At 58.5% G+C, this 26,933-nt stretch carries 32 protein-coding genes, 1 tRNA gene and 1 pseudogene; 19 read left to right on the forward strand and 15 right to left on the reverse strand.

The genetic code is table 11. The features are described from left to right. Positions 1-17: 17 nt before the first annotated feature. The 4 genes and pseudogenes from J7E41_RS21425 to J7E41_RS21440 form a co-directional block, all read right to left on the reverse strand. Positions 18-1,727 (reverse strand): annotated as a pseudogene (locus J7E41_RS21425) (host specificity protein J); the annotation flags it as partial. A gap of 59 nt (positions 1,728-1,786) precedes the next feature. Beyond that, on the reverse strand, positions 1,787-2,368 hold the full coding sequence (locus J7E41_RS21430; protein WP_214996014.1) for a tail assembly protein: 582 nt from the start codon (positions 2,366-2,368) through the stop codon (positions 1,787-1,789). Positions 2,369-2,420: 52 nt separating this feature from the next. Continuing rightward, entirely contained in the window at positions 2,421-2,765 is a 345-nt protein-coding gene (locus J7E41_RS21435) for a hypothetical protein (RefSeq protein ID WP_214996016.1), read from the reverse strand. A 17-nt stretch (positions 2,766-2,782) separates the two neighbouring features. After that, positions 2,783-3,250, reverse strand: a complete 468-nt coding sequence (locus J7E41_RS21440) for a hypothetical protein (protein ID WP_214996017.1) — start codon at positions 3,248-3,250, stop codon at positions 2,783-2,785. Between the two features lie 95 nt (positions 3,251-3,345). Here J7E41_RS21440 and J7E41_RS21445 point away from each other — a divergent pair, with 95 nt between their 5' ends. The 4 genes from J7E41_RS21445 (at position 3,346) to J7E41_RS21460 (ending at position 5,278) form a co-directional block, all read left to right on the forward strand. Further along, on the forward strand, positions 3,346-4,008 hold the full coding sequence (locus tag J7E41_RS21445) for a lambda exonuclease family protein (RefSeq protein WP_177006245.1): 663 nt from the start codon (positions 3,346-3,348) through the stop codon (positions 4,006-4,008). Positions 4,009-4,010: 2 nt separating this feature from the next. Further along, positions 4,011-4,253 (forward strand): hypothetical protein, encoded by a 243-nt coding sequence (locus tag J7E41_RS21450; RefSeq protein ID WP_214996019.1) that lies wholly within the window; start codon positions 4,011-4,013, stop codon positions 4,251-4,253. After that, the gene (locus J7E41_RS21455) at positions 4,250-4,720 is read left to right on the forward strand and encodes a hypothetical protein (RefSeq protein ID WP_214996021.1); all 471 of its coding nucleotides are present in this window, start codon (positions 4,250-4,252) and stop codon (positions 4,718-4,720) included. Before J7E41_RS21450 ends, J7E41_RS21455 begins: the two co-directional genes overlap by 4 nt. 69 nt (positions 4,721-4,789) lie before the next feature. Further along, a complete protein-coding gene (locus J7E41_RS21460; protein ID WP_214996023.1) occupies positions 4,790-5,278 on the forward strand; it encodes a hypothetical protein in 489 nt (162 codons plus the stop codon). 58 nt (positions 5,279-5,336) lie between these two features. On the opposite strand, the gene J7E41_RS21465 is transcribed toward J7E41_RS21460, so the two are convergent. Continuing rightward, the gene (locus J7E41_RS21465) at positions 5,337-6,098 is read right to left on the reverse strand and encodes a hypothetical protein (RefSeq protein ID WP_214996025.1); all 762 of its coding nucleotides are present in this window, start codon (positions 6,096-6,098) and stop codon (positions 5,337-5,339) included. Between the two features lie 105 nt (positions 6,099-6,203). On the opposite strand from J7E41_RS21465, the gene yejK reads away from it, so the two are divergent. Next, positions 6,204-7,211, forward strand: a complete 1,008-nt coding sequence (yejK, locus tag J7E41_RS21470; protein WP_214996027.1) for a nucleoid-associated protein YejK — start codon at positions 6,204-6,206, stop codon at positions 7,209-7,211. A 43-nt stretch (positions 7,212-7,254) separates the two neighbouring features. Here the strand turns inward: yejK and J7E41_RS21475 are convergent, their stop codons facing one another. Then, positions 7,255-7,563 (reverse strand): hypothetical protein, encoded by a 309-nt coding sequence (locus J7E41_RS21475; protein ID WP_214996029.1) that lies wholly within the window; start codon positions 7,561-7,563, stop codon positions 7,255-7,257. Between the two features lie 11 nt (positions 7,564-7,574). Here J7E41_RS21475 and J7E41_RS21480 point away from each other — a divergent pair, with 11 nt between their 5' ends. Next, positions 7,575-7,979, forward strand: coding sequence for a hypothetical protein (locus J7E41_RS21480; RefSeq protein ID WP_214996031.1), 405 nt, complete (start codon positions 7,575-7,577; stop codon positions 7,977-7,979). 5 nt (positions 7,980-7,984) lie between these two features. On the opposite strand, the gene J7E41_RS21485 is transcribed toward J7E41_RS21480, so the two are convergent. Then, positions 7,985-8,494 (reverse strand): hypothetical protein, encoded by a 510-nt coding sequence (locus tag J7E41_RS21485; RefSeq protein ID WP_214996033.1) that lies wholly within the window; start codon positions 8,492-8,494, stop codon positions 7,985-7,987. A 48-nt stretch (positions 8,495-8,542) separates the two neighbouring features. Here J7E41_RS21485 and J7E41_RS21490 point away from each other — a divergent pair, with 48 nt between their 5' ends. After that, positions 8,543-10,588: a DNA cytosine methyltransferase gene (locus tag J7E41_RS21490; RefSeq protein ID WP_214996035.1), complete on the forward strand. Its 2,046-nt coding sequence runs from the start codon at positions 8,543-8,545 to the stop codon at positions 10,586-10,588. 259 nt (positions 10,589-10,847) lie between these two features. On the opposite strand, the gene J7E41_RS21495 is transcribed toward J7E41_RS21490, so the two are convergent. After that, positions 10,848-11,081, reverse strand: a complete 234-nt coding sequence (locus J7E41_RS21495) for a hypothetical protein (RefSeq protein ID WP_214996037.1) — start codon at positions 11,079-11,081, stop codon at positions 10,848-10,850. 70 nt (positions 11,082-11,151) lie between these two features. Between J7E41_RS21495 and J7E41_RS28145 the strand changes: the two genes are divergently transcribed. The 5 genes from J7E41_RS28145 to J7E41_RS21520 all read left to right on the forward strand — a co-directional run bounded on the left by J7E41_RS28145 (position 11,152) and on the right by J7E41_RS21520 (position 14,248). Continuing rightward, positions 11,152-12,030, forward strand: coding sequence for a hypothetical protein (locus J7E41_RS28145; protein ID WP_251029614.1), 879 nt, complete (start codon positions 11,152-11,154; stop codon positions 12,028-12,030). Between the two features lie 49 nt (positions 12,031-12,079). Further along, positions 12,080-12,391 (forward strand): hypothetical protein, encoded by a 312-nt coding sequence (locus tag J7E41_RS21505; RefSeq protein WP_214996039.1) that lies wholly within the window; start codon positions 12,080-12,082, stop codon positions 12,389-12,391. Between the two features lie 339 nt (positions 12,392-12,730). Then, a complete protein-coding gene (locus tag J7E41_RS21510; protein ID WP_214996041.1) occupies positions 12,731-12,952 on the forward strand; it encodes a hypothetical protein in 222 nt (73 codons plus the stop codon). Positions 12,953-12,954: 2 nt separating this feature from the next. Next, a complete protein-coding gene (locus J7E41_RS21515) occupies positions 12,955-13,197 on the forward strand; it encodes a DUF4224 domain-containing protein (protein ID WP_214996043.1) in 243 nt (80 codons plus the stop codon). Between the two features lies 1 nt (position 13,198). Continuing rightward, the gene (locus J7E41_RS21520) at positions 13,199-14,248 is read left to right on the forward strand and encodes a tyrosine-type recombinase/integrase (protein ID WP_214996045.1); all 1,050 of its coding nucleotides are present in this window, start codon (positions 13,199-13,201) and stop codon (positions 14,246-14,248) included. A 115-nt stretch (positions 14,249-14,363) separates the two neighbouring features. On the opposite strand, the gene J7E41_RS21525 is transcribed toward J7E41_RS21520, so the two are convergent. Beyond that, positions 14,364-14,454 (reverse strand) — tRNA-Ser (locus J7E41_RS21525). A gap of 152 nt (positions 14,455-14,606) precedes the next feature. Here J7E41_RS21525 and J7E41_RS21530 point away from each other — a divergent pair. The 7 genes from J7E41_RS21530 (at position 14,607) to J7E41_RS21560 (ending at position 18,824) form a co-directional block, all read left to right on the forward strand. Continuing rightward, positions 14,607-15,278: a Bax inhibitor-1/YccA family protein gene (locus J7E41_RS21530; protein WP_155584015.1), complete on the forward strand. Its 672-nt coding sequence runs from the start codon at positions 14,607-14,609 to the stop codon at positions 15,276-15,278. Between the two features lie 88 nt (positions 15,279-15,366). Beyond that, positions 15,367-15,759 carry a sulfurtransferase complex subunit TusD gene (tusD, locus tag J7E41_RS21535; RefSeq protein WP_214996047.1) on the forward strand — a complete coding sequence of 131 codons (393 nt, stop codon included), beginning with the start codon at positions 15,367-15,369 and terminating at the stop codon, positions 15,757-15,759. Between the two features lies 1 nt (position 15,760). Further along, positions 15,761-16,111, forward strand: coding sequence for a sulfurtransferase complex subunit TusC (gene tusC / locus J7E41_RS21540; protein ID WP_214996049.1), 351 nt, complete (start codon positions 15,761-15,763; stop codon positions 16,109-16,111). Then, positions 16,111-16,404: a sulfurtransferase complex subunit TusB gene (tusB, locus tag J7E41_RS21545; protein ID WP_214996051.1), complete on the forward strand. Its 294-nt coding sequence runs from the start codon at positions 16,111-16,113 to the stop codon at positions 16,402-16,404. The genes tusC and tusB overlap by 1 nt, the downstream gene beginning before the upstream one ends. Continuing rightward, on the forward strand, positions 16,401-16,736 hold the full coding sequence (locus J7E41_RS21550) for a TusE/DsrC/DsvC family sulfur relay protein (RefSeq protein ID WP_214996053.1): 336 nt from the start codon (positions 16,401-16,403) through the stop codon (positions 16,734-16,736). The genes tusB and J7E41_RS21550 overlap by 4 nt, the downstream gene beginning before the upstream one ends. 14 nt (positions 16,737-16,750) lie before the next feature. After that, positions 16,751-17,734 (forward strand): glycosyl transferase family protein, encoded by a 984-nt coding sequence (locus tag J7E41_RS21555; RefSeq protein ID WP_214996204.1) that lies wholly within the window; start codon positions 16,751-16,753, stop codon positions 17,732-17,734. 88 nt (positions 17,735-17,822) lie between these two features. Then, positions 17,823-18,824: a glutathione S-transferase family protein gene (locus J7E41_RS21560; RefSeq protein ID WP_214996056.1), complete on the forward strand. Its 1,002-nt coding sequence runs from the start codon at positions 17,823-17,825 to the stop codon at positions 18,822-18,824. Positions 18,825-19,021: 197 nt separating this feature from the next. Here J7E41_RS21560 and cysG read toward each other — a convergent pair whose 3' ends face one another. From cysG to ftsK, 6 genes are read right to left on the reverse strand one after another with little or no spacing between them, the layout of a single operon-like run. Further along, positions 19,022-20,416 (reverse strand): siroheme synthase CysG, encoded by a 1,395-nt coding sequence (gene cysG, locus J7E41_RS21565; RefSeq protein WP_169354139.1) that lies wholly within the window; start codon positions 20,414-20,416, stop codon positions 19,022-19,024. Beyond that, on the reverse strand, positions 20,417-21,697 hold the full coding sequence (gene serS / locus J7E41_RS21570) for a serine--tRNA ligase (protein ID WP_214996058.1): 1,281 nt from the start codon (positions 21,695-21,697) through the stop codon (positions 20,417-20,419). Positions 21,698-21,713: 16 nt separating this feature from the next. Continuing rightward, positions 21,714-22,088: a fluoride efflux transporter CrcB gene (gene crcB, locus J7E41_RS21575; RefSeq protein WP_169354137.1), complete on the reverse strand. Its 375-nt coding sequence runs from the start codon at positions 22,086-22,088 to the stop codon at positions 21,714-21,716. After that, positions 22,088-23,410 (reverse strand): replication-associated recombination protein A, encoded by a 1,323-nt coding sequence (locus J7E41_RS21580; protein ID WP_214996060.1) that lies wholly within the window; start codon positions 23,408-23,410, stop codon positions 22,088-22,090. The genes crcB and J7E41_RS21580 overlap by 1 nt, the downstream gene beginning before the upstream one ends. A 27-nt stretch (positions 23,411-23,437) precedes the next feature. After that, on the reverse strand, positions 23,438-24,061 hold the full coding sequence (gene lolA / locus J7E41_RS21585) for an outer membrane lipoprotein chaperone LolA (RefSeq protein ID WP_155584005.1): 624 nt from the start codon (positions 24,059-24,061) through the stop codon (positions 23,438-23,440). Between the two features lie 56 nt (positions 24,062-24,117). Further along, positions 24,118-26,526, reverse strand: a complete 2,409-nt coding sequence (ftsK, locus tag J7E41_RS21590; RefSeq protein WP_214996062.1) for a DNA translocase FtsK — start codon at positions 26,524-26,526, stop codon at positions 24,118-24,120. Positions 26,527-26,933 lie beyond the last annotated feature (407 nt).

Genomic DNA, 26,933 nt, shown 5'->3' on the forward strand with positions numbered 1-26,933 from the left:
TTAACCGCTCAGGCCACTAGGTCGTCAGCATCCAGCGCCCACACCAGTTCACGCTCGGGCGCGACGGAATAGGCTGTGGTGACGGTGACCTGGCGGCCGCTGACCAGTTGCACGGTACGCCCTTCGCACTTGCCGTCTGGCAGGTTCAGGATCAGCCGATCTCCTGCCTTGGCCTGGGTGTCGCGATCCAGGGTGATGACCTTGCCGTTCACCGCCGAGATGCGCCCGCCCACAGGCCGACCTGCGATAAGTTCGTCAGCAACAGGTATCACGTAGCCAGGCAGCGGGATACGCCCATCCAGCCCAACCTTGAACGTAATGGCCCGGTCCTTGGAGTTGGTGAGCAAGGCCCACTTGCCGCGGCGCTGAGCCTCAGATTCGCGCGTGCAGCCGATCGCGCTGATCTCCAGCGGGTTGTCACCGTAGCGCCGCTGCAGCTTCTGGTCGGTCACCGCAGTGACGTCCGTGTCGTAGTTGTTCGCCGGGTTGTCGTAGCTGATCAGGGCCCGGGTATAACGAGTGCGCTCCGACGCACTGGAGTAGGTGAACTTGCCATCGATGACATTCGCCCGGGTATAGGCAAAGTCAAAGTCAGTGGCTCGCGGCATATCTGAAAGCGTGAACACCTGGCCCTGGGCCCAGTACGTCATGCCCCGGTAGATCGCCGAGATATCACGCAGCAAGGACCAGGCATCAGCCTTGCTCTGTAGGTTCAGGTTGCAAATAAAGCGCGGCTCCATGCCACCCTTCCCATCCGGCACCAACTGGTCGCAGTACTGCGAGATGCGATAAAGCTCCCACTTGTCGACCATCCACGGCTTGATGCGACGGCCAAGGCCAAAGCGATCGGCCGTGGTAACGTCATAGGTCATCCAAACCGCGTTATCGGTCCATGCCTGCTTGAAGGTACCGTCCCAGATGCCGGTGTATGAACGCGACACCGGGTCGTAATTGCTCGGCACCTGCATCTTCTTGAGCTTGGTCTCGACGGTCACCGCCGGGATGCTACGGAACTGCTCGGCAGAAAACTCAATGTAGAGCAGCGCGGTGTTCGGGTACCGCAACTTGGCGTCGATCACCTCTGTGAAGCCGGCGATCTGCATCGTGTCGGAGATTTTGTTGTTGTTCTGGTTGATCGTCAGGCGCGTGATGCGCATCAGCCAGCCAGAAGTCGCCTTCGGCAGATCGATACGCCGGGTACGCTCGTACACGCTGGTGGTCTTGCCGTCGACAGCCTCGCTCAGCACCTGCTGGTACGCGCCGCCGTCGGTTGCCAGTTCGACCTTGTACTCAATCCGGTACCCGTTGATGTTGCCGCCGGCGTCCACAGACTGGAGCGCTGGCCAGGCGAAGCGAACCCGCACAGCCGAAAGCTGGACGTTGTTGATCGCACGAACCCATGGAGTACCACTACGCAGCTCGGTGCTGATGGTGGTTTCGTTCTCTACCGAAGGGATACCCTGGATATAGGTCTGATCCACCGCGCCGGTGCGCCACTCCCACTTCACGTTCGGGAAGTTCATGTTGCCCTGAGGGTCTTGCAGAGGGGTGTTATCGAGGTAGATATCCTTGGCGGTTGGTGTGCCTTCGAACTCACCCTCCCCAATAGCGATCAACATTTTGGCGATGGCAACGGAGCGCAGGCTGTCCGGGGCCTCAGTTGGCGTTTTTGGTTTCTCTTCGCCACCCTTGGCGCCGTAAATATCGAGCTTCTGTGCTGCGCCCATGCTTTTCTCCAGGCAATAAAAAACCGGCTCATGGCCGGCTTAGGTGATGCAGGTGTGATTTACATCTGGTCTTCGGCGTAGATCGCAGCACTGATGATCGCCCCGCCTACTCGCCGCTTTCCGTAGCACAGTGGGACTGGGTTGCCGGATGCGGTGGTGTTCTTGGCGCTGCCGAAGGCGTAGCCGGGGGTGTTTTCTGGTGCGGCGCTGGTCTTTAGGCCCGTGGCTTGAGGGCTCAACATCTGGATTACGCCACCAGCCGCAAGCGCAATGCCGGGTGCGGCAAGCACCTGAAATCCAGGGATGAAGGACACGGCAATCAATACCGCACCTATGATGGTCTGGATAAGTCCGGCTCGTTTGCTGCCGGTAATAATTGGAGCGATGCGTATGTCTCCAGCGCCTGAGAACCCTACTTCCTTCTCGCCAAGGGCTTTTTTTCCTCGAAAAACTGCGAACTCGATCCCTCGAGATTTGGCGTTTGAAATAAACCGTTCAAACCCTGGGATCTGAACACACAGAGCCTTAATCGCTTCTGCTGGTGAGCGCACAGATAGTCGGAATGACCTGCCGAACTGTCGTAGCTGGCCATAAAGGAGGACGGTGATAAGCGGTTGGTATTCGATTGTGAGCGCAGCCATTATTTTCTCCAGACATAAAAAAACCGCCCGGAGGCGGCTTGTGTTGATGTTCTTAGAGGCAGTTTCGAACAGCCTTCTCCATATCACTTCTGCCCCAGCCAGGACCCCATGCCAGCCGCTGAAACAGCTTCACCGAGCTGCCGCTTGAAACCTTGCGGATACTCAGCAGCTCGTCTGTCATGTTGTTGCTGGCAGCAATAAGGCGATAACCGTACTCAGTCTCTGACATCGTCACGTCGCTGCGCGCGTCTTGCCATTTAGGAAATACGCAGAGTGCGTACTTTTTCGGGTCTTTGGCAGTACTGCCTGAAATGCTCGGGTCTTTCGACTCTAGGTCACCAGGCGATACACACCCCGCCAGCATCGCCACCGCTGCCGCCGCTATCAAAATTCGCATGCCATATTCCTGGTTGCTTATTGGAAAGAGCCGTAAACGTAACGGTTGTTAGAAGGTTCGTCCTTAGGATAAGCGTCCCGCCAATCTTTCGTGTAAGAGGAAAAGCTCGATATCTTTGTGATCTTCCAACCACTCTTCGTGTCTTGCCGCTCCAACACATACTGGAAGGGCTCGCCATCCTCCTTACTTTTCTTGGCGTCGGCATCAAGCACTGCACCATCCTCAGGAGGTGTTGCATTCTTAATATGGGCAGTTACGACCGCGCGCGTATCAGACTGAACCTCTACTTTCGTAATTTGCCGGTCAAAGACCAAGGGCGTTTTTTCACACTCTCCGTCGGTAACTAGCCGGCCCTCGGCCAGCTGTGAAAGCTTTCCAAAGTAAGGTGCCGCAACCTTCAAATTGCTCTTGCAAACCTCAATCCGTATGTTCGCTGACGCGTCCTTAAGCCGAAGCAGCGTGCGGCAATCGGTCTTGAATGCCATGAAGCACTCAAGAGCATGGCGGCGACCGTCGACGCTGACTTCACAGACATGACCAGCACCAACAGCGACCAGCCCCACACAGAGGAGGCGGCGTAGTGAGAACTGAGCTTCAGGGCACAGAGAAGTGGCATGCGGACCGATCCGGCCGCGTGACAGCCAGCCGCTTCAAAGATGTGATGGCCTGGGGGAAACCTGACAAAAACGGCAAGCGCGAGCCAATGGGGGCTCGGACCTCGTACATGCGTGAGCTGTGCTTTGAGCGCCTGGCAAAGAAGTCAAAGCACAACGTCAGTAGCGCGTCTATGAAGTGGGGTCACACCGAGGAGCAAAAAGCCCAGGACGCTTACGAGATGCTAACCGGCAACATCGTCCTGCCCTCGGAGTTCATCGTTCACCCCAAGTACGACTGGTTGGGCTGCTCACCCGACGGCCTCATCAACGACGACGGCGGCACCGAATCGAAGTGCCCTTTCAACGAAGCAATACACGTCAGGACCTGGCTTGAAGGCATGCCCGAGGAACACATGCCGCAAGTCCAGGGCTGCATGTTCGTGACGGGCCGTAAATGGTGGGACTTCCTGTCATTCGATTCTCGCCAGGATGAAGAGTGCCAGCTCTACATCGAGACGATTTACCGCGACGAAGACTACATCGCCAATCTTCACAAAGAGCTGGTCCAGTTCAACCTGGAACTGAATCGCATGGTTGACGAGGTGGCAGACAAAGCTCGGGCGCAAGCCCATCGTTTAGGAGCCTGATCATGATCAGCAATCACCTCAGTCTGGTAGAGCAGCACCGCCAGGACGCTTACTCGATATCGGAGCGCACAGCGCAGTTCCTGGAGGCCGGCGGAACGATCTACCTGGGCGAAAGCCCGGCTATCAACCCGCCACCGCCGAAGCGCTCCACCAAGATAGACCCCGAGACCATCCTCAAGCGCCGCAAGCCGCCCTTCACCCGGACCGAGCGTAACGCGCTGCGCAAACTCGCGGAGGCATTATGAGCAAGCGCAAGGCGCATAACCTGCAGGCGCGCATTGCCCGGTCGTGCCGCTCTCTACTGGCATCCAATCACGCCGCAGTGGTCAACATCGACCCAAGCGGCCGACAGGGCATGATCAACTACAAATCGCTCAAGAATATTGCACCGGGGAAGATTGGCCAGGCCGTCTGCGGTATCCCTCATCGGTGGACGATCTACCTCAGCACCCTGTGTATCGACGCTCGCGGTGACCGCTACAGCAAGTCGGTGGAGCTGGCACCGGACGGGGTCTACCTGTCCGACCACCTGGAGGATGTGATCGAGCATTGCTACATGAAGCTGCGCGCTGAGGCCAATCAAAGCCAGATGGTGGCGTCGGGCTGGATCGCCATTCCCGAAACGATGTCGCTGGACGAAGCGCACGCCGCGCGGATCTTCGAAGCAGTCGGAGCCTGGCGACAGGTCAAGGTCGATTCATGCGCCGCATAGCCCGCACCCAGCAACGCAAACGACAAACCTGGCTCGTTCTGCCAGCCAGCGGAATAGAAGAGGTAGGCCATGGCAGCCGAACAGAAGGAACGCACGGCCAAGCTTGCCGAGAGGCGGCAGGAACTGGGCGAGCAGGAATTGAGGCACACGGTGCCGTACGGCACCCGGCAGATGCTCGACGAGCTGATGCTCTGGCATGAAATCGAGGAAGTCAGCGAGGCGGTGCAACTGCTGGTGCTGAATGGCCGGGCCGAGGATCTGCCGCCGGCGCCGCCGAAGGTTAAAGGTCCGACGGACATCATCCGCCACTACTTCCGCCAGGGAATGCGTGACCGGCTGGCAGCGCTCACAGCCGACCTGGGCGAGACGAAAGACCGCACCACCATCTGGCGCCTGATCGCTCATACCCACTCGCTGGGCGCCGAGAAGTCCGCGCCGCTCTTCAAATTTAAGCGCCACGTTTACGAGATATCCGAAACCGTGGCGCGCAAATTACGGCAAGCAGGCTTCGCCGAATCGTTGCAGATGAACGCCGAAGACGACGGCGACGAATCCTGACCCAGTTCAATAACGGACACTAGTCAGCGTCGAGCGCCTCCATACACACCGCTTCCTTTTATTGCTGATCAAAGAAAAACCTAATGAGATAAACAATAGAGAACGCCGAGACTGCAAGCGGGAGGCCAATTTCAATTAGCACGATTCGAATATTTTGAGACTTAAGCAGAAGTCTAAAGCGATTATCAAACCTCTCCAAGGAAACAGGAATACGGGTGCTCAATATGACGCCTTCAGACGACTCAACAGATCTCTGTATTTGATCTAAGGAGCTTTTAACTTCTTGTATAGAGCGACTAACTGTTCCAGCTGTTGACATATCTTTTTTTTCTAACTCGTCAATATGGCCGTTCAGGCTTCTCAACCCATCCTCGACTTTGACTAGCAGTTCCCGGTATGCGCCCATAGATCGCGCCTCCTGCAACCACCAAGTGTATAGTGACGATTGCTTAGGATCATCTGGGTAATCTGCGCCTTCGGAGGCCCATTTTGCCCCGGTCACAAACCCAAGCTTGGTCCCTGTAATTCGGATTGTCCACTCAGAATAAAATTCATAGCAACACCAGACGTAATGAATCAGATTATATCCAAGCATTACAGCAAGACCGACCATTAACTTAAATGGGGTTACACCTGTCAGTTTAACTCCCAGCAACGAAAAATCAGCGCCAGGCTGAATCTCTCCTGCTACAAGAATGATGATCACTACCGACGTTAGCAAAAGATTACGCCGCAACTTCATTGCTGTATCAGATATACCAAAACCGATCGGTGCGCCTAAGGTTTTCTCAAGTTCTTCTTTAGATGGGTACTGTCTCACCATGAGCGCCTTATAAACACAGAAATCAATTTAACTTAATAACCCAACCCAAACCAAATTGCCACCACCGGATACGGAGGGCGGCGCCTACCTGAGGTAAACGCAATGCCCATTCGCCACAGTGTCATCCACAAGATCGACAAGAAGCCCAACGGAACACCGGCAGTTCTTCACCTCGCCGGCGCCGAGCAGAACGACAGCGGTGCCCATGACGACCTGATGAGCCAGCTCAACGAAAGCTACAACGCCACTGCTGGTAAGGGCTGGGGGTTCTTCCATCAAGAATCAGGCGCTTACCCCCTGAGCGGATGGCTCGGCCAGTACCTAACCGGCGTAACCGACTTCCTGGCCTTCAGCACCACCGCCGTCGAGCACCTGACCAAACTGATGGAAGAGTCGAACCTCACCACTGGCGGGCACGCCCTCTTCTGCCACTACCAGCAAGGCATGACCGACTACCTGCTGATCGCTCTGGTGCAGGAAACCGAAGCGGTGACCATGACCGAAGAGCTGGCCCTGATGACAGTGAAGCGCCTGGACCTGGACCATATCCGCCTGGCCGCGCGCATCAATATCAGCGAATGGCAGACCAACCGCCAGTCAAAACAATACATCTCGTACCTGAAGGGCAAGCAGGGGCGTCGGCTGAACGACTACTTCCGCGACTTCATCGGTTGCCAGGAAGGGATCGACGGCCCAGGCGAGACCCGGACCTTGCTCAAGGCATTCAGCGACTTTGTTGAAAGCGAGGATCTCCCAGAAGAATCGGCGCGCGAGAAGACGCACACCCTGGTCAACTACTCAATGGCCCAGGCCAAAATCGGGGAGCCGATCACGCTCGACGAGCTGTCGGGCCTGATCGACGAAGACCGGCCGAAGAACTTCTACGACTTCATCAAGGCGAAGGACTACGGGCTTTCCGAGACCCTGCCGCCGGACAAGAAGACGCTCAACAAATTCCGGCGTTTCACCGGCCGGGCCGAGGGCATGTCGATCAGCTTCGAGGCGCACCTGCTGGGCGACAAGATCGAGTTCGACGAAGCAGGCGGCACGCTAACGCTGCGCGGGTTGCCCACTCAACTGACCGAGCAGCTCAAGCGCGCAGCGGCCTGAGGTCGAAAGTAGCGCCGCTCTCTGGAAGGAAAGCGGCGCCTGCTTATGCCTTAGCTCGTACGGAAACTACAGCCGCCTCAACCTCATTCCATGCATTTCCGACATGTGGATGCTCTGCTTGACGATACTTCGAGTTTTCGATGATTAAGGATTTAGCTTTCTGGCTGATCTTTACCAGGTCCAAATCTAGATCCTGAGCTGCGCCCAACACTGCTACAAGGGCCTGCTCTAAAGCGATTTCACGATCTGTAGCCATTTTCATCTCTCCTTGATCCGGCTCCATGCCGGTCACCCGTAATACCCCAACCCAAACCAAATTGCCATCACCGGTCACGGAGGGCGGCGCCTGCATTGGAGAACACCATGAGCCACAACTGCGCATACGCCCGGCATCACTATCAGGTGCCTGCCGAAGTAGGCCGCCGTGTCATCGCCTACGGCAAGCCCGGTGTCATCCTGGCAGACCGCGGGCATTACATCGGCGTGGTGCTGGACGAAGACCCGAAAAAGCGGATCAGAAACTACCACCCGACGCACGAAATACAGTACGGCGAGATGGCCAAGACGCTACCTCTCAAGGAGTGGCTGGTCCTGCCGTTCAATCATGACTGGGATGATCTCAACTGGGACAAAGAGGCTCGGGAAGATTTGGTCAGGGTGTGGGCGGCCACCCCGGGCCAAGCCAAATACAAGGCCTATGAACGGCTTCAAGATTACTGCCATAGCATCAAGGCGATGCTCCACTTTAAAGTGAGGCGAGCATTATAGGAGTTCTAAAATTTCGTTCTTAGAGCGCTTAAATTATCCAGTGCTGAGACAACTTGGTCCAGCGAACCCTTCGGTATCTCCAGATCAAATTCCTCTTCGTTTTTTAAACCTCCGAGCACATCGAAGGTATGTACTGCGGTTTCGATCGCGGTTCTGACTACGAATATCTGCGTATAAATCACCGAATCCACGCCTTGGATGGATAGTATTTCCTTGAGATGCCTCTGCGATTGAGCAAGGTCACTCGAAATCAACGCCAATACAGGACGGCGAATCCCCAAATTCTCTACTGTATGAATCGCGCCTGATAGCCTCATGGCCGAGTCGTTGACCACGATTATCGCTCGTTCAATTGCTCCACTTCTTGCTTCGGAATCGCTCCTTCTTCTAATTCTCGAGTCGCGACCAGCTATTAAAATGGCGGCGAATATGGCGGCGATTGAGCCTACGGCCTGAATCCATGACGCAAGTCCTGGATGACTCTCGATCCACCCGAAAATAACTTCCCAGCTCATAAACCCACTCCCCTGTAGATCCCGGAACTATACCGGCGAGGATCCCCTATGTCCGCACAACAGAAGAAACACCCCTTCGATTTCAAAACCCAGTATGGACTCGGCTTCAACCCTCAGGACGATGAGATCGTTGTCGACTTCTTCTGCGGTGGTGGTGGTGCTGGTACTGGCCTGGAAATAGGCCTAGGCCGTGCGGTGAGCGTGGCTAAGAACCACAGCCCGCAAGCCATCAGCATGCACACCGTGAATCACCCAGGCGCCAAGCACTTCACCACCGACGTGTTCGACGGCGATCCGGACACCGAGTGTGGCGGCAAAGCCGTGGGCTGGTTCCACATGTCGCCGGACTGCACGCACCACAGCCAGGCTGCCGGCGGCCAGCCACGAAAGCGAGAGATCCGCAACTTGTCGTGGATCGGCTTGAAGTGGGGAGGCAAGAAGCGGCCCAGGGTGATCAGCCTGGAAAACGTGAAGCAGATCCTGCAATGGGGTCGGTTGATTGCCAAGCGCGATAAGGAAACCGGCCGCGTGGTGAAGCTCGGCGGCGACGTTGCCGCACCTGGTGAGGTAGTGCCGGTGGGCCAGCAGTTCCTGATTCCTGACCCTAAGCAACGCGGCCGCACTTGGCGCCGATTTGTGGCCCTGCTGGAAGGCATGGGCTATGTCGTTGAGTGGAAGGTGATCAGGGCCTGCGACTTCGGCGCCCCGACCAGCCGGGAGCGCCTGTTCATGATCGCCCGGTGCGACGGTAAGCCAATCGTATGGCCGGAGCCAACCCACGCCAAGAACCCTGCCAAGGGCCAGCAGAAGTGGAAAACCGCCGCTGACTGCATCGACTTCACCGACCTGGGCAAAAGCATTTTCGGCCGTAAGAAAGACTTGGCCCCGGCCACCCTGCGCCGCGTTGCCAAGGGCATGAAGAAGTTTGTCATCGACAGCGCGACGCCATTCATTGTGCCGATCGCCAATTGGTCGGGCGAAACGGTGCAGTCAGCCGACGAGCCGCTGCGCACCATCACCTCCTACCCCAAGGGTGGCGCCTTCAGCGTTGTCAGCCCGATCATCGCACCGGCAACACACCAGGGTAGCGACCGCATCAACGACCCGCTCGACCCGCTGCCGACGGTGACATGCGCAAATCGCGGCGAGCTGACCCTCATCAGTCCGCTTATGGTTGGAGCCGGTGGGCCCGAGTACTCTGGCAAGCCGGTGAGCGTTGACCAACCGACCGGTACGCTCATGACCCAGAACCACCGCGCGATCGTAGCCGCACATCTGGTGAAGTTCCGCTTCGATGACGCGGGCAAGGCGCTGGATGAGCCGCTGCCGACCATCACCAGCGGCGGCAACTATCAGCGTCCAGCCGGTGCCGCGCATGCCATGGGCATCTCCACCGTGTTCATGGCCCAGATGAATGGCGGCTTCAACACCACCGACGCCAAGAGCATCGAAGACCCGATGACTACGGTGACCAACACCGGCAGCCAGCAGCAACTGGTGGCGGCGAACCTGGTGCACCTGCGCGGTAACTGCGATGCGCGGGACGTCAATGACCCGCTGCATACCGTCAGCGCCGGCGGCCAGCACCACGGGTTGGCCAGCGCATTCATGGAGCGGGCATTCGGCGGGAGTGTGGGCCAGGGCCTGGATGGCCCGGCGCCGACGATAACTGCTGGCGGCGGTGGAAAGAGTTCGCTGGTGTCGCTCACCCTCTCGCCAGAGCACGAAGCCGGTGCCCTACGGGTCGCGGCATTCCTGATCAGCTACTACGGAACAGAGAACATCAGCGCTTGCGATGCTCCCGCGCCGACGATAACTACCAAGGACCGCCTTGCCATGGTCACCGTGATGGTGAAGGGCACGCCCTACGTGATCGTCGATATCTGCCTACGCATGCTGAAACCGACCGAGCTGTACAAGGCCCAGGGCTTCCCGGCCGACTACATCATCAGCCACGGCGCCGACGGCAAGCCGTTCACCAAGACCCAGCAGGTACATATGTGCGGCAACAGCGTCAGTCCGCCGCCGATGGCTGCACTGGCTCGCGCAAACGATCCGTGGCTCTTAAAAGCTACAACTTCTGTCGCGGCATGAGCTTGTCCCTAGCGGTATTTCCGATGCTGAAACCGCGGAGAAAGGCTTCCTCTTCACTTCGCCACATCTGGGAATCGTGCTCGACTGGATCGTTGGATACCCAAATAGCCTCGATAACCCAGCCTCCCACGGAATCTTGATTACCGGCCATGTTGCCAACAGTGACGGCGATACCGTTTCTTGTCCTAGTAGTACTCATAACACCTCCTTAAAACCCTCAAAAATATACCAGCGGGGCATCTCCATGCCTACAGAAAACCTATAGGCCTGCGGCGGCAATCAGCCCGGCCCCAACCTCACGCCCAGCCACCTGCGCCAGACCACGGTCAACATAGGTTTGGTCACCGGCAACAACCGGCACCACCACCTCACCACCACGCTTCACCTCGACGTTGATACGCCAGGTCTCCCGGCCTTCCTCGTCCTTGTCGCACTCCATGTAGTTCCAGACCTGAAAACCTTCTATCTCATCGTAAATATCGTGCTTGGTCATGGTCCTGTCCGCTTGTAGGAAGGCGCCATCGTAGCACCACACCCCGGGCATGGCCCGGCAAGGACTCCCCGTGCCTACAGAAAGCAAAGCGGTACCGTTCGAGCGCGAAGAGCGCTACATCGTCTTAAAACTGAAGCGCCTCCCTAAAGATGAGGCGGAGTACCTTCGCAACTGCCACCCCAAAGCGATGGTTGAGTGTGTGGTGGTCGAACACGACTGGCCGGAATATCACCTGGTCTGGGCAATGATCGAACATCGTATGGCTGGCAAACCGGTGCCCGACTTCAATCTCTGGCGGCGCGCAGATGAACTACAACAGCGCCTGACCGCAGCGGATGAGCGGGCGGATGTGCTTACCACTGCGCTGACCCGAATTCACGGTAGGGCTGAGGCATTCATTGACGACGGGATGCACATGCCGACTCCGTCTATTGAGGTGATTCGAGACATCGCGGCCAGGGCCGTTCCGATCACTAGCGATGCAGCAGAACCCCGACAGGAGTACATCCGTACTCCACCCGCAAAACCTGTAACCCCTCCCCCTTCAAAGTCAGCCGCTATAGCGGCAAGGACGAACTCGCGCATGGAAACTGTGAAGCTCACGGAAAAACAGCAGGGCGTCCTCGACGAACTGCGCAAGATCGGGCGCGAAAACGCCTATCGCTACCGCGAAACCCAGCCATACCTGCACCAGAAGGATTGCGAGAAGCTGGCACTTGGTGATCAGGCGTGCGTGTTCGGCATGGGCGGGCTCAGCTATCAGGCTGGCCACCGCCTCGGCTTCTCGGCGCCATCCGTGCTCAGCATCTTCAAGGCTCTTCGACGCAAAGGGCTGGTGATTCGCGAAGAGAGCTATCCGGATTATCAGCGTGCGCGCTACTGGTGGCCGGTTGGTCTGGCCGCCGAACTCGGTGCCGAACTGCAAACTGAAAACCGGGTGACGCCATGATCGCCACCCTCTGGTTCGACTACGGGCTCATCTACAAGGGGCCAAGGCCATGAGGAAGGTAAGCCGTTTCGTAGATGATCCCAAAGCACAGTACGGCTTCCGCTCAGTGCCAGCGACCTATGAGGACGCAGAGAAGATCACCGGCTTTCGCCTGGACCGTCGCATCAACTACCTGATCACACGGGAAGGTGAAGTTGAGCAGGAAAGCTGGTGCACCTTGAATTGCTCCGGGTGCAGCTGCGGCTGCGAGGGTGGCTGCGGGTGTGGCCCCTCCACGGGATGCAGTGAATGCGGCTACACCGGCAAGAGCCGTCACTACTTCAGCTTCCCGCCCTCCCCGCCAGACTGCAAGAACCACTAACCCCAATCCCCCTACATGCCTGCCGGTGAGCGGAGGTAAGAGCTCACCCAAGCCAGAAGCAAATCCCCCGGTAAAGGCTGCTGTAAAGACCCTGGCTGAGTGAACGGCAAGACATTAACTGAAACCCAAATCGAAATATGTAGGAATTTTCTTGAGTTTCACTAAGAAAACAGCCTGCCGGTAGCGGCGCGGGATAGGTGCTCACCAAGCAGGTTTAGCCTCGCCATCCATAGACCGGTAAAGAGCATCGCCTGCTGGGTGAGCTCTGCCAAATTACTGCCAAATGACAATGACCTTCAACTAAATCCGACGGGCCGCCCAGCGCGGCAAGGACACCCCATGTACGCAACGAAACTCACCCTGATTATATTGGGCGCTTTGCTGTACCTACTCGCCACCCTCGGTTGGTTCGCGTGGTTCGTCCCCGACCTGCTCAGCACTGGCACCACCGAATCGCTGTTCAGCGCATTCGCCGGCACATGCATCTGGCTACTGGTCAGCTTTGGCCTGGCCATTCACATCATCAAGACAGCGCGGCCCAGTGCGGGCGGCGGGAGGTAGGTATGCAAGCTGAAATCCTGTCGGACGATGAACTCGCCGACCTCACCGGCTACAAGCGTCGATCTGATCAGCGCAAATGGCTCAAGGATCGCAACTGGGTGTTCGTCGAGAGTCGCGGCGGCCGGCCGCTGGTTGGCCGGATGTTCGCCCGCATGAAGCTTGGCATGGTTAACGCCGCTATCTCAGATCCAAACCCGCCGCCGGCACGCCCGGCTTGGACGCCTGATTTCTCCAGAGTGAACTGATATGCGCCCCCGGAACACGGAAAACAGGGACTTGCCGCCAGGAATGGTGCGCCGTAAGCGCCCAAGGAAAAATGGCAAGGTCTGGATCGGCTACTACTACCGTGACTCAGCGGGAAAAGAGATCCCGCTTGGAACAGACCTGAGCAAAGCCCGGCTGAAGTGGGCCGAACTGGAGGCAAAAGAAAAGCCTGCCGATCTAACGACGATGAAGGGCATCTTCGACCGGTACGTGCGCGACGTCATCCCAAAAAAGGGGGAGCGGACCCAGAAGGACAACATGGCCGAACTGAAACAGCTTCGCCCTACGTTTGATGAGGCGCCCATCGATTCAATTACGCCGTTCAACATCGCCGGTTACCGTGATGCCCGCTCAGCGAAGGTTCGTGCCAACCGCGAGATCGCGCTCCTGTCCCACGTTTTCAACATGGCTAGGGAGTGGGGACTCACGGAGCGGGAGAACCCTTGCCAGGGCATCAGGAAGAACAAGGAGGCGCCGCGTGATTACTACGCCAACGCGGCTGTTTGGGATGCCGTCTACGCGGTTGCCGAACAAGAACTCAAGGAAGCCATGGATCTGGGCTATTTGACCGGTCAACGGCCAGCTGACGTACTAATCATGCGCAGCGACGATACCGAGGGTGACTACTTCCTGGTAACGCAGGGCAAGACCGGTCAGAAACTCAGAATCCTGATGCGTACGGAAGCCGGGGAAAACAGCTTGGGGAGATTGGTCGGGGAGATCAGCGAAAGGAATGTCGGTCATTCGTCCAAGTACCTGTTGATCAACAGACACGGAAAGCGGATGACGAAGGGGATGTTGCGCTTGCGCTGGGACAAGGCGCGGGAAAAAGCCAAGCAGAACGCCATCGAACAAGGCGACCCGCTGCTCGCAGCCAAGATTGGAGGGTTTCAGTTCCGCGACATCCGGCCGAAGGCCGCGTCGGAAATCATCGATATCGGGGATGCCAGCCTGCTGCTGGGGCACAGCAAACAGGAGATCACAAAGCGGGTTTACAGGAGGATTGGCGCCACCGCGAAACCTTCCAAATAGGCAAAGTTTCGGAACTCCTACCTGAAAGTTTCGGAACTCCCGCCAAAAGCAGAAGAAACCTTCTCAAACCCCAGACACGAAAAAGCCCCGACTAATCGAGGCTTTTCGTTAAATTTGGCGGGAAACCAGGGATTCGAACCCTGGGAACGCTATTAACGTTCGCCGGTTTTCAAGACCGGTGCATTCAACCACTCTGCCAATTTCCCTTGTGCAGCACAGGATTATAGTAGCCCATCCTGTCTCAGCGGGCGCCATAATACCCGAATGAAACACACTGTCAAACTCTCGCCATCGCTTGTTACAGAGCGTCTGTTATGATCTTTGCGACTGAACGTTTCAAAACTGAAGGAGTGTCGCCATGCGCGAACAGAATTACGCAGTGAATGGCAACGCGCAGGCTGAGCAGCTAGAAGTTAGCCGCGTCCTGCGCAATACGTACGGCTTGCTCGCTCTTACCCTAGCATTCAGCGGTGTGATGGCCTACGTTGCTCAGCAAATGCGCGTCGGCTACCCGAATATCTTTGTCGTGCTGATCGGCTTCTACGGCCTGTTTTTCCTGACCAACAAGCTGCGTGACTCGGCCTGGGGCCTGGTATCGGCGTTTGCCTTGACCGGTTTCATGGGTTTCCTGCTGGGCCCTATCCTTAACCGTTACCTGGGCATGCAGGGCGGCGCGGAAGTAGTCAGTTCGGCCTTTGCCATGACGGCACTGGTGTTTGGTGGCCTGTCGGCTTACGTGCTGATCACCCGCAAGGACATGAGCTTCCTCGGTGGTTTCATCACCGCTGGTTTCTTCGTCTTGCTGGCAGCGGTAGTGGCCGGGATGTTCTTCCAGATCAGCGGCCTGCAACTGGCGATCAGCGCAGGTTTTGTGCTGTTTTCCTCGGTCTGCATCCTGTTCCAGACCAGCGCGATCATCCACGGTGGTGAGCGTAACTACATCATGGCGACCATCAGCCTGTATGTGTCGATCTACAACCTGTTCATCAGCTTGTTGCAGATCTTCGGCATCATGAGCCGCGACGACTGATCGCAGCCTCATGCAAAAAGCCCGCTTCGGCGGGCTTTTTGTTGTCTGCGGCTTTATCATTGACGCAGGTTTGCCTACAGAGTGTTCCATGAAGTTCGCGATTGCGCTTTTCTCCGCCGCCCATGCGCCCTCCTCGCGCCGCGCCCTGCTGTTCGCCCAAGCTGTGCTGGCCGGCGGGCATGAGATTGTGCGGCTGTTTTTTTATCAGGATGGCGTCTACAGCGCGTCCAGCAACATTGTGGCGCCGCAGGACGAACAGGATATCGCCAGCCAATGGCGTGCCTTTGTCAGCCAGCATCAGCTCGATGGCGTGGTGTGTATTGCCGCGGCCTTGCGCCGCGGGGTGTTGAATGCCGAAGAGGCTACGCGTTATCAGCGCAGTGCCGTAAACCTGGACGCGCCCTGGGCGCTGTCGGGACTTGGGCAATTGCACGACGCCACCCAGGCCGCTGACCGCTTGATCTGCTTTGGAGGGCCGTGACATGGCAAAATCCTTGTTGGTGATCAGCCGCCAGGCACCCTGGTCCGGGCCCAGCGCACGGGAAGCGCTGGATATCGTGCTGGCCGGTGGTGCATTCGATTTGCCTATTGGCCTGCTGTTTCTGGATGACGGGGTGTTTCAACTGGCACCGAACCAGCACGCCAAGGCCGTTCAGCAAAAAGACCTCAGTGCCAACCTGCAAGCGCTGTCACTGTTTGGCATCGACGATGTGTTTGCCTGCAGTCATAGCCTCAACGAGCGCGGGCTTGTATCTCCCACCAGTGCGCAACCGCTGAGCAGCGAGCAGATCAGCGAGATGATTGACCGTTACGACCAGGTGATAACCCTCTGATGTCGACTTTGCATGTGGTGTCCCACTCCCCTTTTACCGATAGCCGGCTGGACAGCTGCCTGCGCCTCTGTGGCGTACAGGACGCGATCCTGCTGTGCGGTGACGGTGCCTACGCCCTGCACGCGACCAGCGCGCCTTTCCAGGCCCTGCAAGTCAAAGGCCTGAAGGTGTTTGTCCTCGCAGAAGACAGCCAGGCCCGGAATCTGCCTGTGCCCGCCTGGGCCGACAGCGTCGATTACCCGGCCTTCGTCCAGTTGTCGATCGACTACGACAAGGTCAATACCTGGCTATGAACACCCTGACCGTAGGCGAGCGCACCCTCGAACTGGACAAGGACGGCTACCTCGTCGACTTGAGCGACTGGTCCACCGACGTGGCCAATGCCCTGGCCGCCGCAGAAACGCTGGCGTTGACCCCTGAACACTGGGAAATCCTCGAGTTGCTGCGCGGCTTCTATCGCGAGTTCCAACTGTCTCCTGCCACGCGCCCGCTGATCAAGTACACCGCCTTGAAGCTGGGCCCGGAAAAAGGCAACAGCCTGTACCTCAACCGACTGTTCAACGGCACTCCCGCCAAACTCGCCGCCAAGCTGGCGGGCCTGCCCAGGCCGACGAATTGCTTATGACCGACTTTTCCCCGTTGATCACCCAAACCCCTGCCGAGCATCCATTTGCCCCCTTCGTGCGCATCCTCGGCAAAGGCAAGCGCGGCGCCCGCAGCCTGACCCGCGAGGAAGCCCGGGAAGCCATGGGCATGCTGCTCGATGAAAAGGTCGAAGACACCCAACTCGGGGCGTTCCTGATGCTGTTGCGGCACAAAGAGGAAAGCCCGGAAGAACTCGCCGGTTTCACCGAAGCCGTGCGTGAACGTTTGAACGCACCCTCACTCAACGTTGATGTCGACTGGCCTACATACGCCGGTAAAAAACGCCACCTGCCGTGGTACCTGCTGGCGGCCAAATGCCTGGCCCAAAACGGCGTGCGTATTTTGATGCACGGCGGCGGCGCGCATACAGCTGGCCGGCTCTATACCGAGCAGTTGCTGGAAGGTTTGCAGATACCGTTATGCCGCAACTGGCAGCAGGTCGAGTCGGCCCTTGAACACGGCAACCTGGCATTTATTCCGCTAGGGGATTGGGCGCCGCAACTGCAGCGCATGATCGACCTGCGCAACACTCTGGGCCTGCGCTCGCCGATCCATTCCCTGGCGCGCATCCTCAACCCGTTGAATGCCCGTTGCGGCCTGCAAAGCATCTTCCATCCGGGCTACCAGGGCGTGCACCGTGACGCCAGCGGCTTGCTCGGCGATAACGCCATTGTGATCAAAGGCGACGGCGGCGAGATCGAGATCAACCCCGACACCATCAGTCACTTGTATGGCACCACCGGCGGCAAAAGTTGGGATGAAGAGTGGCCCGCCCTCTCCGCCCAACGCCACGTCAAGCCGGCTGCACTCGACCCCGAGCACTTGAAGGCGCTGTGGCGTGGCGATGTACAGGACAGTTACCCGCAACTGGCGTTGATTGCCACCATGGCCCTGGCCTTGCGCGGCCTTGGTCACCCACGGGCGCAAGCGTTCGAACTCGCCCGGCAATACTGGGATGCCCGGAACAAATCGATTTAGTCGATCATTAACCCCCAGCCTTTGCGCTATTTGTTCGAACCCAGACCTTTAGACTGGACTCCAACGCTTATTAGCCAAGGAGTCAGTCATGGGTTTGCTGATCGAAGGACGCTGGCATGACCAGTGGTACGAAAGTAGCGCAGATGGCGCCTTCCAACGGGAACAGGCACAACGTCGCAACTGGGTCACTGCCGATGGCCAACCTGGGCCTACCGGTGAGGGCGGCTTCGCTGCTGAAGCGGGGCGTTACCATTTGTACGTATCCCTCGCCTGCCCCTGGGCTCATCGCACGCTGATTCTGCGCAAGCTCAAAGGCCTGGAAAGCCTGATTGATGTGTCCGTGGTCAGCTGGTTGATGCTGAAAAACGGCTGGACCTTCGACCAGGCCCATGGCTCAACCGGAGACAAGCTTGATGACTTTACCTACATGCATCAACGCTACACCGCCGACACAGCCACCTATACCGGGCGCGTCACGGTGCCGGTGTTGTGGGACAAGAAACTGAAGCGGATCGTCAGCAATGAATCGGCGGAGATCATCCGTATGTTCAACACTGCGTTCGACGGTCTGACGGGCAACACCCTGGACTTCTATCCTGAGGCCCTGTGCTCAGACATCGATGCCCTGAATGAACGGATTTATCCTGCCATAAACAACGGCGTCTATCGCGCAGGCTTTGCCACCTCGCAAAAGGCCTATGAAGCCGCGTTTGATGATGTGTTCGCCGAACTGGACCATCTGGAACAGCATCTGGCCGACCATCGTTACCTGGCCGGTGAATACCTGACCGAGGCCGACATACGGCTGTTCACCACGATGGTTCGTTTTGATGCGGTGTATTACAGCCACTTCAAATGCAACCTGCGGCGGATTGCCGACTATCCGAACCTGTCGAACTGGCTACGGGAGTTGTATCAGTGGCCGGGGATTGCCGAAACGGTAGATTTTGCTCACATCAAGGGGCATTACTACGCCAGTCACCGCACGATTAATCCGACGGGGATTGTGCCGAAGGGGCCGTTGCAGAGTTTTGCTATCGCCCATGATCGGAAGAGACTGAGCGAGAAAGGGGTTTGGACACGGGCCTGAGGCAGAGGCACCACCTGTGGCGAGCGGGCTTGCCCGCGTTGGGCTGCGCAGCAGCCCCGGTCGGAGTTCGATTGAATCGCAGACTTTAGGGCCGCTTCGCGCCCCAACGCGGGCAAGCCCGCTCGCCACAAAAGCCATCTCACCACAACAAGCCCGGCTCCCACAGTTTGATCTGTGTGAAGCCGGGGCATGTATTATCAGACCTGCGACTGGGCGCCTTCGAACCACTTCAATTTCTCACGCAACTGCACCACTTCTCCCACAATAACCAATGTCGGCGCATGAACCTCATGCTCCGCCACCAGTTGCGGCAGGTTGGCCAAGGTGCCCGTGAAGACCCGCTGGTTCGATGTGGTGCCTTGCTGGATCAACGCTGCCGGAGTGTCTGCGGAGCGACCATGCTGGATCAATTGCTCACAGATAATCGGCAAGCCGATCAGTCCCATGTAAAACACCAGGGTCTGTGACGGCCCTACCAGATCACTCCAGGGCAAGTCCGAAGTCCCGTCCTTCAAGTGCCCGGTAATGAAGCGTACCGATTGTGCATAGTCGCGATGGGTCAGCGGAATACCGGCGTAGGCTGCACAACCACTGGCCGCAGTAATGCCTGGCACGACCTGGAACGGGATGCCATGGGCCGCCAACTCTTCGATCTCTTCGCCGCCACGGCCAAAGATGAACGGGTCGCCGCCCTTGAGTCGCAGCACGCGCTTGCCTTGTTTGGCCAGGTCCACCAGTTGCTGGTTGATCTGGTCCTGAGGCAACGCATGGTCCGCACGACGCTTGCCGACATACACACGCTCGGCATCGCGACGGCACAACTCAAGAATCGCTGGCGCCACCAGGCGGTCATACAGCACCACATCGGCCTGCTGCATCAAGCGCAAGGCACGGAAGGTCAGCAGGTCCGGGTCACCGGGCCCCGCGCCCACCAGATAGACTTCACCGGGCGCATGAGGCGGCGCGCCGTTGATTTTTTCCACCAACAAGCGCTCAGCTTCATCGCCCTGCCCGGCCAGTTGCCGATCGGCAATCGGGCCTTGAAAGACGTCTTCCCAGAACGCACGGCGCTGCTGCACATCCGGGAACAGGCCCTTGACCTGAGTACGGAAGCGCGCCGCCAGCCCGGCCAGTTGGCCGTAGGTGGACGGCACCCAGGTTTCCAGCTTGGCCCGGATCAACCGCGCAAGCACCGGCGCATCGCCGCCACTGGACACCGCAATCACCAACGGCGAACGGTCGACGATCGCCGGGAAGATCACGCTGCACAGCGCCGGCGCATCCACCACATTGACGGGTACACAACGACGCCGAGCATCACTGGACACTTGCGCGTTCAATGGCTCGTCATCGGTCGCTGCGATGATCAGGGTGCAGCCATCAAGGTCAGCCTCCTGATAACCGCGCAAAATCAGCTCACCGCCACTGCCCAGCACCAGCTCACGTAACTGGTCTTCAATCTGGGGAGCAACCACCCGCAACACCGCACCGGCGTCGGCCAGCAGCCGGGATTTGCGCAAGGCAATCTCCCCGCCACCGACGACCAACACACGACTGCCGCGCAGGTTATGAAACAGCGGCAGAAATTCCATTTAGCCGATGACCTCAACGCCAGCCATGTAAGGCTTGAGCACGTCAGGTACGCGGATCGAACCGTCGGCCTGCTGGTAGTTTTCCAACACCGCAACCAGGGTCCGGCCTACAGCCAGGCCCGAACCGTTGAGGGTGTGGACCAGCTCAGGTTTACCGGTTTCCGGGTTACGGAAACGCGCCTGCATACGACGGGCCTGAAAGTCGCCGCAGTTGGAGCACGACGAAATTTCACGGTATTTGTCCTGGCTCGGTACCCACACTTCCAGATCGTAGGTTTTGACCGCGCTGAAACCCATGTCGCCGGTGCACAGCGCCAGAACGCGGTATGGCAGCTCGAGCAATTGCAGGACGCGCTCGGCGTTAGCCGTCAGGCCTTCCAGGGCTTCCATGGAGGTCGACGGCTCGACAACCTGGACCATCTCAACCTTGTCGAATTGATGCTGGCGGATCATGCCACGCGTATCGCGACCCGATGCACCGGCTTCGCTGCGGAAGCACGGGGAATGGGCGACAAACTTGATCGGCAGTTGCTTGGCATCGAGGATTTCCCCGGCCACGATGTTGGTCAGCGACACTTCGGCGGTCGGGATCAGGTACAGATCGGCTTCGCCATCGCGGCTGATCTTGAACAAGTCTTCCTCGAACTTCGGCAGTTGGCTGGTACCCACCAGCGCGGGAGCCTGAACCAGGTACGGGGTGTAAGCCTCTTCGTAGCCGTGTTCGCCGGTATGCAGGTTGATCATGAACTGCGCCAGGGCACGGTGCATGCGCGCGATCGGACCGCGCAGCAAGGCAAAGCGTGCGCCGGACATTTTGGCGGCCGTTTCAAAATCCAGGCCACCGGTCAATTCGCCCAGGGCGACGTGGTCCTTGATCTCGAAATCGAAGACTTTTGGCGTGCCCCAGCGACGGACTTCGACGTTACCATCTTCGTCTTCGCCGATCGGCACAGATTCGTGCGGCAAGTTGGGGATGCCCAGCAGGATCGAATCCAGTTCGGTCTGGATCACGTCCAGCTCGACTTTGCCGGAAGCCAACTCGCCAGCCATACGCTCGACGTCCGCCATCAGCGGCGCGATGTCTTCACCGCGCTGCTTGGCTTGACCGATGGATTTGGAACGCGCATTACGCTCAGCCTGCAGTGCTTCGGTGCGGGTCTGGACGGTCTTGCGCTGTTCTTCCAGCGCTTCGATGCGCGCAACATCCAAGGCAAAACCCCGGGATGCCAGGCGGTCCGCTACGTCCTGAAGGTTGCTACGTAACAGTTTGGAATCGAGCATGTCGGTCTCTCGTTTATCAAAGTTTGGTCAAGGACAGGCCAGCCCAGGTAGCGAGCAGCCCGCCGAACACGCTGATGGCCAGGTACCCGAAGGCAACCGGTGCCTGCCCGCTTTCCAGCAGGCGCAGCGTATCCAGTGAAAAGGATGAAAAGGTCGTCAGACCGCCTACAAAGCCGACAATCAAGCCGGCACGAATTTCAATCGGCACTTCCGGACGCACCAGAAACCACCCGTACAACAAGCCGATGATCAAACAGCCCACCAGATTGACCGCCAGGGTCGCCGCATAAAAATGCCGCGGCCAATTGGCGCTGACCCACGTACTGGTGGCGAAACGCAATAATGTACCAGCGATGCCGGCCACGGACACGGCAAGAATCGTTCTAAGCACTACTTTCTCCGCTGTTTCGGGCTGAGCCGGTCAAGTTGGGCGAGGTGGTTGAGTTTTTCACCGATCTTCAACTCCAGGCCACGGGGCACAGGCTGATAAAACGGTTGTGGCTCAAGCTCATCGGGGAAATAGTCTTCGCCAGCGGCGTAGGCATCCGGCTCATCGTGGGCGTAACGGTATTCGTCGCCATAACCCAATTGCTTCATCAGCTTGGTCGGTGCATTGCGCAGGTGCAGCGGCACTTCCAGGGAGCCGTGCTCGGCGGCGGCACGCAGGGCGGACTTGAAGCCCATGTACACCGCGTTGCTTTTCGGCGCGCAGGCCAGGTACGTGATGGCCTGGGCCACGGCCAACTCGCCTTCCGGACTGCCCAGGCGTTCCTGCACTTCCCAGGCTGCCAGGCATAGGCTCAGGGCACGCGGGTCGGCGTTGCCTATGTCTTCGCTGGCCATGCGTATCACGCGCCGGGCGAGGTACAGCGGGTCGCAACCGCCATCGATCATCCGGGCAAACCAGTACAGCGCACCGTCCGGGTTGGAACCGCGCACCGATTTGTGCAACGCAGAGATCTGGTCGTAAAAGGCTTCGCCGCCCTTGTCGAAGCGGCGACGGGTATCCCCCAGCAGGCTTTGCAGCAGGTCGACGCCGATTTCGCTGCCGTCCTCAGCCAGGTCGGAGGCGTTTTCCAACAGGTTGAGGAAACGTCGTCCGTCGCCGTCGGCTGCCGTCAGGAGAATCTTGAAGCCCTCCTCACTGACCGTCAGCTGGCGCTTGCCCAGGCCCTTGTCCTCGGTCAGCGCCCGCTGCAACAGCTTTTGCATCGCCGCTTCGTCGAGGCTCTTGAGCACATACACCCGCGCCCGCGACAGCAAGGCGTTGTTCAGCTCAAAGGAAGGGTTCTCGGTGGTCGCACCGATAAAGATCAGCGTGCCGTCTTCGACATACGGCAAAAACGCATCCTGCTGCGACTTGTTGAAGCGATGCACTTCGTCGACGAACAGGATGGTGCGCTTGCCATATTGCCCGGCCTGCTGCTTGGCCACATCCACCGCCTGGCGAATCTCCTTGACCCCGGCCAGCACCGCCGAGACCGTTTCGAAGTGCGCGTCCGAGACTTTCGCCAGCAGCCGGGCCAGGGTGGTTTTACCCACGCCCGGCGGCCCCCAGAAAATCATCGAGTGCAGGGCACCCTGCTCCAGGGCTTCGCGCAAGGGCTTGCCGCGAGCGAGCAGGTGTTCCTGCCCGACGTACTCATCCAGGTTGGTCGAACGCAGGCGCGCCGCCAAAGGTTGAGCAATCGGGTCACTTCGAAACAAATCCATGGGCAGCGTTTGAAACCTCTAAGCAGTTTATTCCTGGATCACGTCGGCACCCTTGGGGATGTCGAACTTGAACTTGGACGCAGCGACAGGCTGGTTGGCCTTGACCCCGGTGAACAGGATATTGGTGCGCTGACCGACGCTGTCGATCAACTGCATGTCATTGATCACGCCGTTACGGAACGACAGGCGCAGGCTGTCGAACAGCGTGTCCTTGGTGGTCGGCTTGAGGGTGAAGTCGATCACGCCGCTGGCTTGCTTGGACGTAATGTCAAAGCTCTTGCTGATTTGCGACACATCGCCGGACAGCAGCAAGGCCGGCGTCTGGCTCAGGCGCGGATCAAGCTTCTTGATGGTCGCCTGTTCCAGGTCCGGATCCCACAAGGTGACTTTCTGGCCGTCGGAAACGATGGTCTGGTCATTGGGCGCGTCGGTTTTCCAATAGAAAAGCCCTGGACGCTGCACGGCCATCTCGCCAGCCGTTTCCTGCAACCGGGTACCGCCACCGTCCAGGGTCAGTTGGGAAAAGCGCGCGGTAATGGTTTTGGATTGTTCCAGCAGGTTGGTCAGGCTCGCCACGGAGGCGGGATCAGCCTGAGCCGAAAGAGCAGTCAAGGCCAGTGCCGGCAACAACAGCATGCGGATAAGACGCATGGGAGTCCTCATAGATTCGTGTGAAAGGCGCGCCGCGTGTTGCCACACGGCACGTATCAGTCGCGCATCGGCCCTGGCGCGATCACTTCGCGCGAGCCGTTGGTGTTCATGGACGTCACCACCCCGGCCATTTCCATGGCTTCGATCATACGGGCGGCGCGGTTGTAGCCAATCTTCAGTTTGCGCTGCACGGCGGAGATCGAGGCGCGACGACTTTCCAGGACAAATTGTACCGCTTCGTCATAAAGGGCGTCGGTTTCAGCATCATCGTCACCACCGCCGCTGCCACCATCGAAGCCGCTACCGGCCTCTTCGACGCCGGCGAGGATGTCGTCGTTGTATTCCGGTGCGCCGCGCAGTTTCCAGGCTTCCACCACACGGTGTACTTCATCATCGGACACAAAGGCGCCGTGAACCCGGATCGGCAGGCTGGTTCCCGGCGGCATGTAGAGCATGTCACCGTGGCCCAGCAATTGTTCGGCACCACCTTGGTCGATGATGGTCCGCGAGTCGATCTTGCTCGACACCTGGAACGCCATACGGGTCGGGATGTTGGCCTTGATCAGGCCGGTGATCACGTCCACCGACGGACGCTGGGTGGCGAGAATCAAGTGGATACCGGCCGCACGCGCCTTCTGGGCAATACGCGCGATCAGCTCTTCAACCTTCTTGCCCACGATCATCATCATGTCGGCGAATTCGTCGACCACCACCACGATGGTCGGCAGTTTGGTCAGCAACGGCGCTTCGTCGTGAATGCTTTCGCGCTTGTACAGCGGATCGGTCAGCGGCGTACCGGCGTCCTGGGCTTCCTTGACCTTGGCGTTGAAGCCGGAAAGGTTACGTACACCCATCTTCGCCATCAGCTTGTAGCGTCGCTCCATCTCGGCGACGCTCCAGCGCAGGGCGTTGGCGGCGTCCTTCATGTCGGTCACGACCGGGCACAGCAGATGCGGGATGCCTTCGTAGATCGACAGCTCAAGCATCTTCGGGTCGATCATGATCAGCTTGGCGTCTTCCGGGCCTGACTTGAACAGGATCGACAGGATCATCGCGTTCACGCCCACCGACTTACCCGAGCCCGTGGTACCGGCCACCAGCAAGTGAGGCATTTTCGCCAAATCGGTGATCACCGGCTTGCCGCCGATATCATGACCCAGGGCCAAGGTAACCGGAGACTTGAAGTTGTCATATTCCGGGGTCGACAGCACTTCGGAGAAGCGCACGATCTGGCGGTCTTCGTTAGGAATCTCGATGCCGACAGTGGTCTTGCCGGGAATCACTTCCACCACCCGCACACTGGTCACGGCCAGGGAACGCGCCAAATCCTTGGCCAGATTGGAAATGCGGCTGACCTTGACGCCGGCGGCCGGCTGGATTTCGTAACGGGTAATCACCGGGCCGGGGTGGATCGAGTCCACCGAGACTTCGACACCGAACTCCTTGAGTTTGATTTCCAGCAAGTGGCCGACGGCCGCCAGGGACTCAGGGGAATAGTTGAGTTGTTTCTTTTCAGCCGGGTCAAGAATCGAAATCGGCGGCAAGGTGCCTTCCACCGCACTGTCGACAAACAGTGGTGCCTGCTTCTCTTTCTGTACGCGCTTGCTTTGCTCCGGCGCCTTGGTGGGCACAGGGGCAATCACCGGCGGGACTTGTTTCTCGCGGTCGGACATGTGCTTGGTCAGGGCCTGCTCGCGTTCGATCAGGCGCTCCTTGACCTTGGCTTGCTCGCGACGGTCCGGCGTGCTCGGCGCCACGACTTCGTTGACGCGTGTGTCGACCTCACGCAGTTGCGCAACCATCCGCTTGCGATCAACACGGGCCGACCACCAACGGTTGGCCGCGCCCTGAAACAGCTCGAACAGGTCGAGGGTAATCTTGCCGGTCACGTCCATGACCTTGAACCAGGACAGATCGGTAAACACCGTCAAGCCGAACAGGAACAAGGCGATGAACATCAGGGTGCTGCCCTGGATATTCAGGGACCTGCGGGCCAGGTCGCCCAGGCTCTCACCCAGGGCACCGCCCGCGCCCGCCGGCAAACCGGTGGGTGCATGGAAATGGATATGCGCCAGCGCCGCGCCCGACAACACCAGGAACACCAGGCCGATCAGCCGCCAGGAAAACAGCCAGCCGCTCCACTGCCATGGTTCATGACGCTGACGGAAGATCTGCCAGGTCTTGATGGCCAACAGCAACGGGAAGATATAGGCGAAGTAGCCCAGGATCATGAACAGGATATCGGCGCTGTAGGAGCCGGCAGGACCGCCGAAGTTCTGCACATCTTCGATCTTGCTGTTGTGGCTCCAGCCCGGATCATCCTTGCCATAGGTCAGCAAGGCCATCATCAAGAACAGGCACAAGGCGCCAATGGCGATGAGTGCGCCCTCCTTGAGCCGGTAGTGCAGATGCTGGCGCCAGGCCGGAACTACTACTGTTTTAGGTGTTGCGGCGGATTTCTTCAAAACGGGTCTTTTCCTGCGCCTTTAGCGCGTCCATCTGTTGAATGACTACAAAACACTGCTCAATCCGAGCAGGTAAAAAATGAACAAGTGTTGATGAAACTACTTTTAACACTCTGTGACTGATTCATGAAACGTCGATAGCGCCTGAATCGCCGCATTGTACGGGTTTGTGTGCCCGTTGCCACGCCGTAAGCCTGCGTAATGCAGCATAGCCAAAAGCCTATCGCTTGGCGCTCAATTTGAGCATGCATTGTCTTTGCTGACAAAGGCTTATGAGCTGTTTTTAGCAATCCAGGCTAGCTTGACGACAACCGGACGCTCCTTGAACCCGATTACGACCATGCCCCCGCGATAGAGTTGCAAAAACGCCCATTGATGTTCGGGCTGGCCCCCAAGCGTTTCGTCGA

This window comes from Pseudomonas fluorescens (assembly GCF_018614655.1).
In the GTDB taxonomy this organism is placed as follows: domain Bacteria; phylum Pseudomonadota; class Gammaproteobacteria; order Pseudomonadales; family Pseudomonadaceae; genus Aquipseudomonas; species Aquipseudomonas fluorescens_BX.